Origin of the sequence: Klebsiella sp. GW_Kp181 (assembly GCF_040062315.1) — a bacterium.
In the GTDB taxonomy this organism is placed as follows: domain Bacteria; phylum Pseudomonadota; class Gammaproteobacteria; order Enterobacterales; family Enterobacteriaceae; genus Klebsiella; species Klebsiella oxytoca.
Genome location: NZ_JBEAFR010000052.1, coordinates 13,429 through 29,466, shown reverse-complemented (window position 1 = coordinate 29,466; position 16,038 = coordinate 13,429). Strand labels below are relative to the sequence as shown.

The following is a 16,038-nucleotide window of genomic DNA, read 5'->3' as shown; positions in this document are numbered from 1 at the left end:
GGTTTTATGCATAAACTCGCTAATATCCCCAACTTATCTTGCATAAGTATTTGTTATAAAAAATATTTAATAAATTCATTTTCTATAAATCCATTTTAGAAATTATTTCACCTCAAAGTTTCATTTGATTGATTTTCATTCAGTTCAATCAATGCGTGATCTGTCCCCCAAATAGCAAACAAAGCCGCCAAAGCCCCTACTATTAACGTTTATTTGACATATATTTAACAACCTACAGGAGAAAAAAAGCCATGAGCCAAATACATAAACACTCTATTCCCGCTAATATTGCGGAACGCTGCCTGATTAACCCGGAACAGTACGAGGCGCAGTATCAGCAGTCCGTCACCGACCCAGATGCCTTCTGGGGCGAACAGGGCAAAATTCTCGACTGGATCAAGCCCTACACGCGCGTGAAAAACACCTCATTCGCGCCGGGTAATATCTCCATCAAATGGTACGAAGACGGCACCCTTAACCTGGCCGCTAACTGTCTCGATCGCCATCTGGCGGAGCGCGGCGACCAGACGGCCATCATCTGGGAAGGCGACGACGCCAGCCAGAGCAAAAATATCACTTATCGCGAACTCCACCGCGATGTCTGCCGCTTTGCCAACGTCCTGCTCGACCTCGGCATTAAAAAGGGCGATGTCGTGGCTATCTATATGCCGATGGTGCCGGAAGCCGCGGTGGCCATGCTGGCCTGCGCCCGCATCGGCGCTATCCATTCGGTGATTTTCGGCGGCTTCTCACCGGAAGCGGTCGCCGGACGTATCATCGATTCCAACTCCCGCCTGGTGATCACCTCTGATGAAGGCCTGCGCGCCGGTCGCGCGATCCCGCTGAAGAAGAACGTCGACGACGCGCTGAAAAACCCGCACGTGAAGAGCATCAAAAACGTGGTGGTGTTTAAACGTACCGGCGGCAAAATCGACTGGCAGGAAGGCCGCGACCTGTGGTGGAGCGATCTGATTGAGAAAGCCAGCGCGGAACACCAGCCTGAAGAGATGAACGCTGAAGATCCGCTGTTTATCCTTTATACCTCCGGCTCGACCGGTAAGCCAAAGGGCGTACTGCATACTACCGGCGGTTACCTGGTCTATGCGGCCTCAACGTTTAAATACGTTTTTGACTACCATCCGGGCGACATCTACTGGTGCACCGCCGACGTCGGCTGGGTCACCGGCCACAGCTACCTCCTGTACGGTCCGCTGGCCTGCGGCGCGACGACGCTGATGTTCGAGGGCGTACCGAACTGGCCAACCCCGGCGCGCATGTGCCAGGTGGTCGACAAGCATCAGGTCAACATTCTTTATACCGCCCCCACGGCGATCCGCGCACTGATGGCGGAAGGCGATAAGGCTATTGAAGGCACCGACCGCTCTTCCCTGCGCATTCTCGGCTCCGTCGGCGAACCAATTAACCCGGAAGCCTGGGAGTGGTACTGGAAGAAGATCGGCAACGAGAAGTGCCCGGTGATGGACACCTGGTGGCAAACAGAAACCGGCGGCTTTATGATCACCCCGCTGCCCGGCGCCATTGAGCTGAAGGCCGGTTCCGCGACGCGTCCCTTCTTCGGCGTTCAGCCGGTGCTGGTGGATAACGAAGGCACGCCGCTGGAAGGCGCCACCGAAGGTAACCTGGCGATCGCCGACTCCTGGCCGGGCCAGGCGCGTACGCTGTTTGGCGACCACGAACGCTTCGAACAGACCTACTTCTCGACTTTTAAAAATATGTACTTCAGCGGCGACGGCGCGCGCCGTGACGAAGATGGCTACTACTGGATCACCGGTCGCGTCGATGACGTGCTGAACGTTTCCGGCCACCGTCTCGGAACCGCCGAAATCGAATCGGCGCTGGTGTCGCATCCGAAAATCGCCGAAGCGGCGGTGGTCGGTATTCCGCATAACATTAAAGGCCAGGCCATTTACGCTTACGTCACTCTCAACCATGGCGAAGAACCGACGCCGGAGCTCTACGCCGAGGTGCGAAACTGGGTCCGTAAGGAGATTGGCCCGCTGGCGACGCCGGACGTACTGCACTGGACCGATTCGTTACCGAAAACCCGTTCGGGCAAAATCATGCGCCGTATACTGCGCAAAATTGCCGCGGGCGATACCAGTAATCTCGGCGATACCTCAACGCTTGCCGATCCTGGCGTGGTGGAAAAACTGCTCGAAGAGAAGCAGGCCATCGCTATGCCATCATAAACTAACCGATCCCCTACACCCTCTCCCCACCAGGGGAGAGGATATAAATACCCACTCCCCAAGGATTTCAGGTAGCAGGAAAGCGGTAAACAGGCTGACTCCCGACAGTTAACTGCCGGGGGGATAAGTGTTGCCGACGACCGGCGCGTGGATGACAAAAGGGAACCTCTGGAGACGCTATGATGAACGATCAGATTTGTCAGCGGATAGAAAATAGTGCGCATTTTAAGGAGCTTGTTGCAGCCCGGCAAAGGTTTGCCGCCATCCTGTCACTGATTATGCTGGTGATTTATGTGGGCTTTATTCTGCTTATCGCCTTTGCCCCCGGCTGGCTGGGCACGCCGCTGCATGCGGGAACCAGCGTCACCCGGGGTATTCCGATTGGTATCGGCGTGATCGTTATCTCTTTCGTATTAACCGGAATATACGTCTGGCGGGCAAATGGTGAATTTGATCGGCTGACAAAAAGCATTCTCAGCGAGGTTAAAGCATCATGAAGAAAGTCCTGACGGCGCTCGCCGCCACGCTCCCTTTGACCGTCAATGCCGCAGATGCCCTCACCGGCGCGGTACAGCGCCAGCCGACCAACTGGCAGGCGATCATCATGTTCCTGATTTTCGTCGCCCTGACCCTGTATATCACTTACTGGGCGTCAAAACGCGTACGTTCACGCAGCGACTACTACACCGCTGGCGGCAACATTACCGGTTTCCAGAACGGTCTGGCGATTGCCGGCGACTTTATGTCGGCGGCCTCGTTTCTCGGTATTTCCGCACTGGTTTACACCTCCGGCTACGACGGGCTGATCTACTCGCTCGGTTTCCTTGTCGGCTGGCCGATTATTCTGTTCCTGATCGCCGAACGCCTGCGTAACCTCGGCCGCTACACGTTTGCCGACGTGGCCTCCTATCGTCTCAAACAGGGGCCGATTCGCACCCTTTCCGCCTGCGGTTCGCTGGTGGTAGTGGCGCTCTACCTCATCGCCCAGATGGTCGGCGCGGGTAAGCTGATTCAACTGCTGTTCGGCCTCAACTACCACGTCGCGGTAGTGCTTGTCGGCGTGCTGATGGTGCTCTACGTCCTGTTTGGCGGCATGCTCGCCACCACCTGGGTGCAGATTATTAAAGCGGTCCTGCTGCTGTTCGGCGCCAGCTTTATGGCCTTTATGGTGATGAAGCACGTCGGCTTCAGCTTCAATAATCTGTTCACCGAAGCAATGGCGGTGCACCCGAAAGGCTCGGCGATTATGAGCCCCGGCGGACTGGTAAAAGATCCGATATCGGCGCTCTCACTCGGCCTCGGGCTGATGTTCGGCACCGCGGGTCTGCCGCATATTCTGATGCGTTTCTTCACCGTGAGCGATGCCAAAGAAGCGCGTAAGAGCGTGTTCTATGCCACCGGCTTTATGGGTTACTTCTATATTCTGACCTTTATCATCGGCTTCGGCGCCATCATGCTGGTGGGGGCGAATCCGGCGTTCAAAGACGCGGCCGGGCAGCTTATCGGCGGCAACAATATGGCGGCGGTGCATCTGGCGGATGCGGTCGGCGGCAACCTGTTCCTTGGCTTTATCTCAGCGGTCGCCTTCGCCACGATTCTGGCGGTGGTTGCTGGCCTGACGCTGGCGGGCGCATCGGCGGTGTCTCACGACCTGTACGCTAACGTGTTCCGCAAAGGCGCGACCGAGCGTCAGGAGCTGAAGGTGTCGAAAATTACCGTACTGATCCTCGGCGTGGTGGCGATTCTGCTGGGTATCCTGTTCGAGAATCAGAACATCGCCTTTATGGTCGGCCTGGCGTTCTCCATCGCCGCCAGCTGTAACTTCCCGATTATCCTGTTGTCGATGTACTGGTCGAAGCTGACCACGCGCGGGGCGATGATTGGCGGCTGGCTGGGTCTGCTGACCGCGGTGATTTTGATGATCCTCGGCCCGACTATCTGGGTGCAGATCCTCGGTCACGAAAAGGCGATATTCCCGTATGAATATCCGGCGCTGTTCTCTATCGCCGTGGCCTTTATCGGTATCTGGTTCTTCTCGGCTACCGATAGCTCCGCGGAAGGCGCGCGCGAGCGTGAACTGTTCCGCGCCCAGTTTATTCGTTCTCAGACCGGGATCGGTATTGAGAAAGGTCAGGCGCATTAATGATTATCCCTACCCCGGCCTGGCGGCTGGGGTACGTGTGATTCTAGTTATAGATAAATGTTATCGTTCCGCTGGCGTTGGCCGTTCCAGGCGTCACTTCAGCCCCGGTTTTGTAATAGTTGGTTGAAAAGATGAGCGAGTTCGATGCGGCAGCGCCGCCGGGATTATTCGGATAGGTGAAGGTTGCGTAGCTGGCCTCAGCTCCGGCATTCAACGTTACACTTCTGCTGGATGTACTTAAATAAAAACTGGTGTTTAACGGTATGACCTTCCCGTTGAGGCTTAACTGCACACCCACACCGGTTGCTACGTTTTCCCCCGCCGTTAACGCAATAACGCTCCTGTTCGGATTATCGCCTTCGGCTTCAGTCGCCGTCACACGCATTGATATATTGGTTCCGGGTTCGCAAGAAAGCGTCAGCGTTTGCTGGGCGGAGCCGACTGTCGAGGAAAGAGTAAACTCACTCGTTTTCACGGAGCCCATAGGGAAATTCAGCGTGGTCGAACTCACGTTGCAGCCCATCGGCGTCAGCTGGATTTTGGTGCTTCCGGTGACGTGCAGTTGGGAAATGACCATCGTTCCGTGATCGTCTCTAACCGACACAGTGGATATCGGCTCCCCCAGCGTCAGCGTGCTGTTGCTGGCAATGGCTCCGCCAGTTGCCACGAGCTGCACCTGATATGTTGGCGCATAATATGTGCCTGCCCAAAAATCTAAAAGCCCGGTTGGCTTTCCAAGATAAAAGTCCGCATCACCGATATGATGCTCGTTATAATCCGGAGTAAAATCGTTATTATCACCATTATATTCGCCGGTAATATTCAGCCAGACCTTAACTCTGATACCGATACCCGGTACAGAGGTTGTATATATATTATCGCCAATCAACGAGCCGGCATTACCCGAACTCCATGCTAAATTTGAATATATTGATCCCTGACAGTTGATAAAAAAAGTTGTAGGATGCGTGAGCTTCCCGGAATCATAAAGTACGGTCCCGGTCGAATAACTGCCGGCATTAATCAATATTTTCGCGGGCAAATTAGCCATTGAAACATCGCCATAATTCGTTCCTGTCTCACACGCCCAGCTATAGATCGGAGCGAGACAGGCCAGCAATAATAAAATATATTTTTTCATATCTTTCCCTGTCGCTGTGAATCACTTATATGACACGTTAAAGGTGACGGTAAAGGCGACTTTACCGGCTGCCACCCTTCCAGTAGGTGTATACATTCTGGCGAGCATATTAAAAACATTCCCATCAGCACCATCGTTGAATACATAGGTGTACCGATCGTTCGGCCCCAACGATTGCTGATCCTGGGCGCTCAAAAGCTGTAGCCCAACCTCTTTGGCACCATAGATAATTTCATTCACATAAATCGATTTAAAAGTATTATCAAAAGATAAACCGCTGAAAGTAATCGTTACGGAAGAAGTGCCAGTTGAACAGTTATCAAACACAAGGGAAAGCGCAGTGCTATCGCTGCTCGAGCCCGGCTTCCCGGTCAGACGTTGGTAAGAGACGGTTCCCAGATCGATTGCACTGGAAGGCTTAACCGACACCTCGCAGACGGGCTCTTCAATATTACCGGTAATATTTAAATTGACGGTACTATTCGCTTCGTAGGCCCGGGCCGGCATCATACTGTACAAAAAAATAAAGGTGCTGGTGAGGCTCAACCATCCTGCATATATTGCCAATCGCCTGATATTATTGATGCTCATCCCGGTCATCCTGATTTTTTGGCCTAATCCGAATATATTAAGTTCCATCATCGGCAATCCGCTGCATAAAAAACGATATCATCAACCGATTTATTGGCGGATAAATCGTAGTTAACAGAGCACTGGGTATTTTGGCTATCGCCCCACTTCACATATAAACGGCCTTTTTCTGGCAGCCCGGTCAAATAGGCCTGCCCGGAATCGCCAACAATAGCGCTGCGTTTTTGTTTATACTCCTGACTTTCATCCTCTAGCGTAATCACCGCGCCAAACGGCACATCTTTATGATGAAATTGCAAGGTCATCATGGCCTTATAGCCAATCCAGGTATCATATTTAACTTTTACGATCGCATTGCGCGTCGGGACCACCGTTCTGACGATATTATCTATTTCCGCTCCCGAGACCTGCTGTTCATCAAGGGAGAGATTGTTTTCATGATAAGGGCGAACGAAAGGCACTACAGCATACCCGGCAGAATCGGTCATGACGTTAGTCTGCCCGCGTACCGCGATATCCCTGACGCCAGGCGCTTCAATCAGCGCAACGCTCTCGCCCAGATAGCGTGACAGCGTTATCCCGCCGGAATGGGCGAGCATCCCACCGCGTAGCGAATAATTATAGTGGGCGCTGTTGCTGTCATAACCGTATCCGGCGGTGACTTCACCTTTTGAGCCCTGGTAGTTGAGGTTGATGTTCCCTGAGGTGCTTTTATCGCTGGCGTTATATCCCTCCTGCACGTTCCAGTTCAGAGAACGATCGGCGAAAGCGGAGCCATTTAAACCAAGACTGTGAGTGGTGTCTCCCACCCGGCTGCTGTTCATATTGTAGCTGGCTGATATATCGGCGCCGAAAGGAATACTCACGGTTAGCGAAATAATGCTGTCGCTGGAAGGCGAGCTATTTTCATTCTGGCCGCTGCTCTGCACATTGCGGTTATAGGCGTAGTTAATGAAGTAGGACATCCGGCCAAACGTATTGCTATAACTCACGCCCAGCGACTCCATCCGCGAGTTATCCCAGTAAGACTCACTGACCAGCGAAAGGGAGAGTGAACCGAATCCGGAGAAAATCTGCGACGCTGAAGCGTCAAAGCGGTCTTTAGTCCGACCGTATGACGAACAGCAGGCGCGATGAGAGTCCGCCCGATCGATAAAGTTCTGCAGAGAATAATAACCATGCGTTGAGTAACGGTACCCGGCAACGGAAAAGTTTGTCCCCGTCTGTGGAAAATCTTTACTAAAGCGCACGCGGTATGACTGCCCTTCGCTGGATGAGGCGTTATCCGATGAGGAATTTTCTTTTATGTCAGCCCAGGACTGAGAAGCATCAAAAGAGAGCGCCCCGACTGAACCCAAATTAAACCCGGCCCCCAGCAGGAGATTACTGTATTTATCCTCTAATTGCTGAAAGCCGCCGTACAGCGTGACGTTGCTCAACGCTCCCCAGGCAACGTTGGATTGTAGAAACTGATACTCCTTTCCGCCCGCGCTTCCCGAGCGCGTCTTGCCGCCGCTGAAAGCGTAATCAACCTGCCCTTCACGTTGTAATATTGCCAGTGAAGCAAACGGCACCACAAAGCTCTGCTCACTACCGTCTGATTCTTTCACCGTCACGTAGAGATCGCCCGCGCTTCCCGTGGGATAAAGATCGTTTATTTCAAAGGCGCCGGGAGAGACCGTTGTTTTATAAATGCTGTATCCGTTTTGATAAACCGTCACGTCTGCGGTCGAGCGCGCGATGCCTTTTATAACCGGTGCGAAGCCGTTCAGGCTGTCCGGGAGCATCTCTTTATCAGAGTTCAGCTGCAGGCCGGTGAAGCTGATGCTGTCAAACACCGCCGAAGAAGTATAGGTTTGCCCCACTATCAGCTGACCTTTCAGGGCGTGGATATCGCGTGAAATATAGCTATAGACGGAGTCCCACTGGCTGCCATCGTCATTATGATTGAGGGTGCTGTAATTACGTAAACGCCACGGCCCAACGTTCAATCCCGGCTGCAGGCTGACAAACTGGCTGGAGGTGGAAACGCCTCCATCTCGCGGATCGGTTTTTTGCCCGGAAATGTTGTAATTCAATAGCCCGGCGGTAATGCCCTGCTGCCATCGGCTTTCCGGGACATACCCCCGCGGACGGTGCACTAAAGCCACCTGGGGTAAGGTAAAGTCGATTCGCTGTTGCGAGAGCTGTACCGCCGTCTCCCATCCGGGGATCGCAGACAGTTTTGCGCACTCCGAACCCGCCACGGTAAGCTCAGGATAATCTTCGGTTTTTATCGACCACTCTTTCAGGCGCGCGACGGAAAGACATGGCCGGGATGAAGCGGCGTTATTTTGATCCTGTCGCGTAAAAATGACGGACTCAGAAGCCACAAACGTATGGTTAATATAGACATCCAGGTTGTAGTCACCTGGCGGAATGGTCTCTTCAGAAATATAGGTTAAGTCAACGGCGGAGGTACCGGTTTCGTTTACCTCCAGCAGGTGGGGATTGAAGTACTCACCTGCCATCGCCGGGAGAGGTATTGTGGCAAAGCTGAAAATGAGGGCGGCATAGCCGCTGGTCAATAAAAAGGTATAACTCTTTCCAACGTTATTGAATGATGGCGGTATATTTCGGTCCAGGCATTCCATAATCATTGATCACGCTCCATGTGATTTTCTTTTTGCCCGCAGAAGAGGCATTTGCTACCGGTATTTTTATTGTTGAAAAGGGGGCAACAAACCACGCTTCAGGTACTGCTTTGCCGTTAACCAAAACTTCAGAGAAATTCATATATAGAGGAGAAACATTTTTCACTTTTATATCTCGCCCTTCAGCAGACCACTGCAGCTTTTCAGCAAAATTTTCTGGTATGGCGCTTTTCAATGCGGCGGGTCGAAAAATAAGCTTTATCCTGGAATTAATCGCAAACTGAACCATATTTTTGTCCGGTGCGTTCTCCATGGCGGGAATCCCTTTAATATTCAACCAGAACATGGATTCCCGATCCTCCGCTAAAGGTTTACCCGAACGTAGAATGCGTACAAATCCTTGCTCTCCGGATTTCAGGCGAAATAGCGGAGGCGTTGTGATGAATGAATCTTTCGCTGGCGAGGCCGCATCGACAACGGAGATCCAGGACTGAACGATATTGGTCACATTATCCTTATTTTGAACAGATACCGTCGTCGACTTTTGTGTGCCATCGAATATCACCCGCGTGCCGCCCACGACTACGCTTGCCTGCGCCGCAGACGCACACAAATAAAAACAAATAAAGTAGAATAATCTGCTCATAATGGAGTCCAGTAAGGGAAAGAATTACCCTTTCCCTTGGTATTTATTAGCGTCTGAATTAATAGTACGTAACGTTGTAGGTTACCGTTGTCTGAACGGCGCCTTTAGTCGGTTCAGCACTGCCTGCTTTCGCCATTTTTACGGTGAAAGGAATGGTCGCAGCGCCGGAGGAAATATCCACATCGGCGCCTTCAGTATTATTTTTAAGCAGCGCACCCTGGTTATCAAAAATAGCCACGGCAACGCCCGTCGCAGGCGATGCGGAAGCCTGGTTCTTAAAGTAATCGCTGTTAGTTTCATCGGCTTCACCGCCAAAGGTGACTCTGGCCTTAGCGTTACCGCCATCAGCCACTTTCGGGCAACCGGTCAGGGTGAAAGAAAAACTCTTAGCCGCGCCATAGGTATTCGCCTTCAGATCCGCGACGGAGGAGGTCCCCATCTCAATAGATGAGACGCCGTTATCGATAGTAGCTGTACAGGTAGTATCAGAGACCGTGCCGGTAAAAGTAATGGTGTTATCCGCCTGCGCCATTGTCACCAGTGAGCAGCCCGCAGAGAAGGCGACTATTTTAGCCAGAGTTATTGCATTCATTTTCATTGGTATTCTCCTGTTTATTAAGATTAACAATCAGTCCATCAATTGTTTATGGCACTCTATTAGAGAAGGGAAACAGGCATCAACTCAATCTATAAGTTATATCAGCGCTTAGGGAAATAAACTGCCTGCTTACAATATTATTTTAAATATTGAAGCAAAAGCTCAAGCTCCACATGAATCCATTCAATAATAAAAGCTCACCTCAATAAGATATCCAAAAACAAGATTACCCTCAATAACTAATGAAGAATAATCCTAAAATCATAAATGAGATTAACCTATAAGATAAAGACATGATTTAAAAATAAACAAATAAAAACAACAGATTGCAAAAACCACTCATTCATACTGCAAATAAATATAGTGATTTATATTTGTGAATCAAGTTAAAATGAAGCGATTTTGAAACATTTAGTTACACTTAAACGTAAAATAAGTGAGATTAACATCGGCGGATAAACTTCATCTACTTTTACATGACTTCATGTTTTCAACGATTCAAGTGCTGATTATATTGGTTGAGGTATATCAAATATGAAATGACAACTGAAATAAATATTGATGATATATATTTTTTCTGTGGTCTATTTCCTTGCGGAGGATAAACCACAGAAAATAATAGTCAGAACATTGCCCAGCGCACCAGCGGCGCGGCCAATACCATCACAACGCCGGAAAGCATCATCACCAGGCTGGCGACCACGCCCTCCTGCGGCCCCAGTTCATAAGATCGCGCGGTACCGGCGCCGTGGGATGCCGCGCCGAAACCCGCTCCTTTAGCCATCCCTTCGCGAATAGAAAGACGCAGAAACAGCACATCACCCACCGCCATGCCGAATACCCCGGTGACCACGACAAACAGGGCGACTAAATCAGGCTGACCGCCCAGCGGTTTAGCTGCCGCCAGCGCAAAGGGCGTGGTCACCGAACGTACCGCCAGGCTACGCTGGATCTCATCGGGCAAGGTAAACAGTCGCGCCAGCCATACCGAACTGGTCACCGCAACAACCGACGCGGTCGTTACTCCGGCCGTCAGCGACATCCAGTGGCGTTTAATAATCGCCAGATTGTCATACACCGGCACGGCGAAAGCGATAGTCGCCGGGCCCAGCAGCCATAGCAGCCAGTGGGCCTCCCCCATATAGCTTTGATAAGAGATATGGCCGAATACCAGCATCATCACCAGCAGGATCGGGGTGAAAACCAGCGGCATCAGGGGCAGTTTATGGAAGCGGCGATAAAGCCGTTTATTGGCAAAATAGAGCCCCAGCGTGACAAGAAGACACAGGACGCTCAGCTGGAAATCACTCATGTTTCATCCTGCTGACTTCATAGCGATACACTTTATCAACCACCCATGCCGTCGCGCCCAGCACCATCATGGTACTTAAGCCAATCACCAGAAAGATGCGCCAGCCCTCCACCATCAGCAGTTGCGCGTAGTTGACGACCGCCACTACCGCCGGCACGAAGAACAGCAGCATCTCGGCCAGCAGCCAGCGGGCGCCGGCGCGTACCCAGTTTAAAGGGATCACCCGGCAGACTATCAGCGTCAACATCATCAGCATGCCGACAAGGTTCGCCGGAAGCGGCAGGTGCAGCCAGTTAACAAAATAGTCAGCGCAGACGAACAGTCCGGCGTAGATCAGTACCTGAACAGGTACCTGAAGACGTTGCATAACGAAGGGCGTCACGCGAGCTGGCGCAAAGGCCATGAGCGGTATTCCTGAAAAAGAAGACAGGCGAGCAGTATAGAGAGCCGCCGGGCCCGGCAGAAATGAATTAAAATCATCACAGGTATAGTCTCAGGGAATAATTATGGATATCCGAACGCTGCGCTATTTTGTCGAAGTGGTGCGCCAGCAAAGCTTTACCCGCGCAGCGGAGAAGTTGTTCGTCACGCAGCCGACCATCAGTAAGATGCTCAAGAATCTGGAAGATGAGCTGAACTGCACGCTGCTGATCCGCGACGGTCGTCGGCTGCTGCTGACCGATACCGGTCGGGTAGTTTTCGAGCGCGGACAGGCCATCCTTGGTGAATTTCATCAGCTGGAGTCGGAGCTAAGCGATATTAATCATCTGCACAAGGGCGTACTGCGTCTCGGCATTCCGCCGATGGTCGGGATGTTGATGGCCGAACCGATTAGCCGCTTTCGCCAGCGCTATGCGGGTGTGGAATTGAAAATCTCCGAATTCGGCGGGCTGACCGTGCAGCAGGCGGTAAGCAACGGTGAACTGGATTTAGCCATGACCGCGCTTCCCGTTGATGAGGCCAGCGGCTTAACCACGCTCTCGCTGTTCAGCCATCCGCTCTGCGTGCTGACGCCGAGAACGGCGCAGTGGGAAGGCATCAGTTCGTTGTCGCCGGAAGCGCTCGCCGCGCATCCGCTGGTGATCTACAACGAGGATTTCGCCCTCAGCCAGCAGCTGATGCGGCTATTTACTCAGCATGAAGTTAAGCCGCGTATCGCCGTGCGCAGCGGACAGTGGGATTTTCTGGCCGCGATGGTACAGGCCGGAATTGGCGTCGCGATTTTACCGGAGCCGATTTGCCAGCGCCTCGACCCGCAGAGCTTTTGCTGGATACCGTTACAAAGCGATCTACGCTGGGAACTGGGAATGATTTGGCGGGAAGGCGTGTACATGTCGCACAGCGCGCGGGCGTGGCTGGAGTGCAGTAAGGCGTTCTGGCTGAAGTAAGATGCCGAAAGCGGCACGCTTAACCGCGGCGTCAACGCCTTCCCCGGGCTACAGATTCCCCATCGTCTGAGGGGCGGTAGCCCGGACAAGGCGCCTCAGGCGCCGTCGCGGACGAGTACGGTGTTACTGATCCTCGATAAGCAGCGCTTCCAGCAGGTCGAGATCGTGCAGCAGCTTCTGCAGCGTCTCGTTACTGATCTGCCGGGTGGCGCGCAGGTGGTACAGCTCCCCGCGTTCAGAACGCAGCGCCGCCAGACGGAACCGGCGCTCGAGGCTCTCTTCCAGCATCGAGGTTTCCACATCGTTACGCCCATCAACGCGACGGCGCAGGTTACCAATCACCCGCGAGCTGACCTCAGTCAGCAGCTGATTATCGATGTTTTCTTTGGTATCCGCCGCCAGACGCTCTTCCATTTTCTGAATCGCGACAATCGCCACATCCGCCGTTGCCGCCCGCGCCAGGCGCTCCTCTTTGCGCTGCTGTACATGGTCGGTCGACTCGATATGGCGCAGCAGAATCGGCAGCACAATCACGCCGACAAACAGAGAGAACAGAATCACCCCGGCGGCAAGGAATACCAGCTCATAGCGCGCCGGGAAGACGTTGCCGTCCGGCAGCAGCAGAGGAATCGACAGCACACCAGCAAGGGTAATGGCCCCGCGAACGCCAGCGACGGAGGAGATCAGCAGCTCGCGCGTGGTCCAGGAGCCGAACTCCATCGGTTTCTTTTTCAGGAAACGCTGGCTCAGCTTGCGCATCGTCCACAGCCAGCCAAAACGCACCAGCATCAGGGCGGCATAAATCAGGATGATATCGGTAAACAACATCCAGGTTTCGACGTTGGGATCCGCCTCTGCGGCCACCAGCGAGCTGGAGAGAATATCCGGCAGCTGCAGGCCCAACAGCAGGAACACCATGCCGTTAAACACGAACTCCAGCATCGCCCAGGTGCTGTTGGCGCGCAGGCGCATCGCCAGCGGCGCGCTGCGCATCACGCCGGAACGGGTGATGGTCATCCCCGCCGCGACTGCCGCCAGGATGCCGGAAAAGCCGATGTGTTCAGCGATCAGGTAAGAGGCGAACGGCAGCAGGAACAGCAGCACAATTTGCGTTGCCGGTTCATCGCCGCCCCAGCGGCTAAGGAAGCGCATTGAACGCCCGTACAGCCAGCTGACCACAAAGCCCGCGAGAATACCGCCGACCGCCACCTTGAAGAACTCCACCGTCGCGCCGCCGACGGTAAAGACCATCGTGCCCATCGCCACCGCAACGGCAAACTTCAGGGAGACCAGGCCGGACGCATCGTTCATCAGCGCTTCGCCCTGCAAAATTCCCATAATTTTTTTCGGAATACGCCCTTCGCCGACGATGCCGGACAGCGCGACGGCATCCGTTGGCGACAGGACGGCCGCGAGGGCAAAAGCCGGAATCAGCGGGATACCGGGAACGATCCAGTAGATGAGATAGCCAATACCGACCACCGTCACCACCACTAACGCCAGCGCCAGACCGAAGATTTCTCGCCCATGCTCAATAAACTCGCGGGTCGGCGTCTTCCAGCCATCGGCAAATAGCAGCGGCGGGATGAACAGAACCAGAAAGAGTTCAGGATCGAATTCAACATGCAATCCGAAGGTAGGCCAGGCCAACAGCGCGCCGATGGCGATTTGGATTAAAGGTAGTGGAACCTGAAAGGGCAGTACGCGTGTAACCACCCCGGAGAGAGAGACCACGAGGGTCATGATGAGTATGGTAAAGAATATTTCCATGTGTTCCCTGTTTGCTGCGTTTTCTTTTTTACATCTGAGGCGTCATGTCTCGGCATAATACGCTACTCAGATTAACGCAAAAGGAAACAGGATGTGGCTTAAAAATTAAACGGGCGGCCAAAGCCGCCCGCCGTTAGCAGGAAAAGTTAAATCGCCCAACCGCCAGCATAGAAGATGACCAGCGCCGCGGCGATAATCACCGTCCCCAGGTTCAGCTTACGCCATTCGCCGGATACCAGACGGCCAATCACCAGCGCCGCAAAACCAATCATGATGCCGGTAACGATGTTACAGGTCAGCACGATAAAGACCGCGGTGATGAGCCCCGCCATCGCATCAACAAAGTCGTTGAAATCGATTTTCGCCACGTTGCTCAGCATCAGCAGGCCGACGTACATCAGCGCCGGCGCGGTAGCATAAGCCGGAACCAGATAGGAGAGCGGAGAGAGGAACAGGATCAGCAGGAACAGCACGCCGACGGTCACTGCGGTCAGGCCGGTTTTACCGCCCGCCGCCGTACCGGCAGCAGACTCGATATACACTGCCGCCGGCGCCGCCCCGACCAGGCCGGAGAAGACGCTGCTCAGGGAGTCGGTGGTCAGCGCTTTGCCGCCGTTGATAATCTGCCCGTCTTTATCCAGCAGGTTCGCCTGACCGGCCACCGCGCGGATCGTGCCGGTGGCGTCAAACACCGCGGTCATCACCAGCGCAAGCACGCTTGGCAGCACGACCGGGTTGAGCGCGCCCACGATATCCAGGCTGCCGATCAGCGAGTTGCCTTTATCGTCGCTCAGCGACGGCATGGCGAAGATACCGGAGAAGTGAACGTTAGGATCGAAGATCAGGCCGATAATCGAAACGCCGATAATCGTCAGCAGGATACCGCCCGGCACTTTCAGTTTTTCGAGGCCAATAATCACTGCCAGCCCGACCAGCGACATAATCACCGGGAAACTGTCAAAATTACCCAGCGCCACCGGCAGACCGTCCAGCGGGTTTTTGATCACCAGACCAACGCCGTTGGCGGCAATCAGCAGCAGGAACAGACCGATACCAATCCCCGTGCCGTGCGCAACGCCCTGCGGCAAGTTACGCAGGATCCAGCTACGAATGCCGGTTGCGGAGATGACGGTAAACAGTACGCCCATCAGGAAGACCGCGCCCAGCGCGACCGGAATGCTGATCTGTTGGCCCAGCACCAGGCTAAAAGCGGTAAAAGCGGTCAGCGAGATGGCGCAGCCAATCGCCAGCGGCAGGTTCGCCCACAGCCCCATCACCAGCGAGCCGACGCCGGCAACCAGACAGGTGGAAACAAATACCGCAGCTGGCGGAAAACCCGCTTTGCCGAGCATCCCCGGCACCACGATGACGGAGTAGACCATCGCCAGGAAGGTGGTAAGACCGGCAACGATTTCCTGACGCACGGTACTGCCGCGAGCAGAAATTTTAAACCAGGCGTCTAATGAACCGCCGGTACGCGCTGAAGGCGTAGACATAGAAAACTTCCCCTGAGAATTTTTATCGTTCGTCTGGATGCGAGGTGGACCATCCACTGCCAGTTAAACGCGATCTCCTTGTGCTACATCGCAGCGCCAGGGGCTGTGAA

General features: G+C 53.7%; 13 protein-coding genes. 4 read left to right on the top strand and 9 right to left on the bottom strand.

Annotation, left to right across the window (positions count from 1 at the left end; all coding sequences use genetic code 11):
* Nucleotides 1-251 precede the first annotated feature (251 nt).
* From acs to actP, 3 genes are all read left to right on the top strand, one after another.
* Nucleotides 252-2,210, top strand: a complete 1,959-nt coding sequence (acs, locus tag ABLV11_RS10995) for an acetate--CoA ligase (RefSeq protein WP_126488183.1) — start codon at nt 252-254, stop codon at nt 2,208-2,210.
* Nucleotides 2,211-2,392: 182 nt separating this feature from the next.
* A complete protein-coding gene (locus ABLV11_RS10990) occupies nt 2,393-2,707 on the top strand; it encodes a DUF485 domain-containing protein (RefSeq protein WP_004127871.1) in 315 nt (104 codons plus the stop codon).
* Nucleotides 2,704-4,353 carry a cation/acetate symporter ActP gene (gene actP / locus ABLV11_RS10985; protein WP_004109434.1) on the top strand — a complete coding sequence of 550 codons (1,650 nt, stop codon included), beginning with the start codon at nt 2,704-2,706 and terminating at the stop codon, nt 4,351-4,353. The genes ABLV11_RS10990 and actP overlap by 4 nt, the downstream gene beginning before the upstream one ends.
* 43 nt (nt 4,354-4,396) lie before the next feature.
* Here actP and ABLV11_RS10980 read toward each other — a convergent pair whose 3' ends face one another.
* The 7 genes from ABLV11_RS10980 to ABLV11_RS10950 form a co-directional block, all read right to left on the bottom strand.
* On the bottom strand, nt 4,397-5,494 hold the full coding sequence (locus ABLV11_RS10980; protein ID WP_105889515.1) for a type 1 fimbrial protein: 1,098 nt from the start codon (nt 5,492-5,494) through the stop codon (nt 4,397-4,399).
* A gap of 21 nt (nt 5,495-5,515) precedes the next feature.
* Nucleotides 5,516-6,136, bottom strand: coding sequence for a fimbrial protein (locus ABLV11_RS10975; RefSeq protein ID WP_126488181.1), 621 nt, complete (start codon nt 6,134-6,136; stop codon nt 5,516-5,518).
* Complete coding sequence (locus ABLV11_RS10970; protein ID WP_126488179.1) at nt 6,133-8,724, bottom strand: fimbria/pilus outer membrane usher protein; 2,592 nt, start codon at nt 8,722-8,724, stop codon at nt 6,133-6,135. The genes ABLV11_RS10975 and ABLV11_RS10970 overlap by 4 nt, the downstream gene beginning before the upstream one ends.
* A complete protein-coding gene (locus tag ABLV11_RS10965) occupies nt 8,678-9,364 on the bottom strand; it encodes a fimbrial assembly chaperone (protein ID WP_064343601.1) in 687 nt (228 codons plus the stop codon). The genes ABLV11_RS10970 and ABLV11_RS10965 overlap by 47 nt, the downstream gene beginning before the upstream one ends.
* A 58-nt stretch (nt 9,365-9,422) precedes the next feature.
* Nucleotides 9,423-9,962 carry a fimbrial protein gene (locus ABLV11_RS10960; protein ID WP_004109443.1) on the bottom strand — a complete coding sequence of 180 codons (540 nt, stop codon included), beginning with the start codon at nt 9,960-9,962 and terminating at the stop codon, nt 9,423-9,425.
* A gap of 622 nt (nt 9,963-10,584) precedes the next feature.
* On the bottom strand, nt 10,585-11,274 hold the full coding sequence (locus ABLV11_RS10955) for an LrgB family protein (protein WP_016808425.1): 690 nt from the start codon (nt 11,272-11,274) through the stop codon (nt 10,585-10,587).
* Entirely contained in the window at nt 11,267-11,677 is a 411-nt protein-coding gene (locus ABLV11_RS10950; RefSeq protein ID WP_004109448.1) for a CidA/LrgA family protein, read from the bottom strand. The genes ABLV11_RS10955 and ABLV11_RS10950 overlap by 8 nt, the downstream gene beginning before the upstream one ends.
* 103 nt (nt 11,678-11,780) lie before the next feature.
* Here ABLV11_RS10950 and ABLV11_RS10945 point away from each other — a divergent pair, with 103 nt between their 5' ends.
* Nucleotides 11,781-12,662 (top strand): LysR family transcriptional regulator, encoded by an 882-nt coding sequence (locus ABLV11_RS10945; RefSeq protein WP_023320181.1) that lies wholly within the window; start codon nt 11,781-11,783, stop codon nt 12,660-12,662.
* A 123-nt stretch (nt 12,663-12,785) separates the two neighbouring features.
* Here ABLV11_RS10945 and ABLV11_RS10940 read toward each other — a convergent pair whose 3' ends face one another.
* Entirely contained in the window at nt 12,786-14,432 is a 1,647-nt protein-coding gene (locus ABLV11_RS10940; protein ID WP_004109468.1) for a Na+/H+ antiporter, read from the bottom strand.
* 146 nt (nt 14,433-14,578) lie between these two features.
* The gene (locus tag ABLV11_RS10935; protein ID WP_004109470.1) at nt 14,579-15,928 is read right to left on the bottom strand and encodes an NCS2 family permease; all 1,350 of its coding nucleotides are present in this window, start codon (nt 15,926-15,928) and stop codon (nt 14,579-14,581) included.
* Between the last annotated feature and the right edge of the window lie 110 nt (nt 15,929-16,038).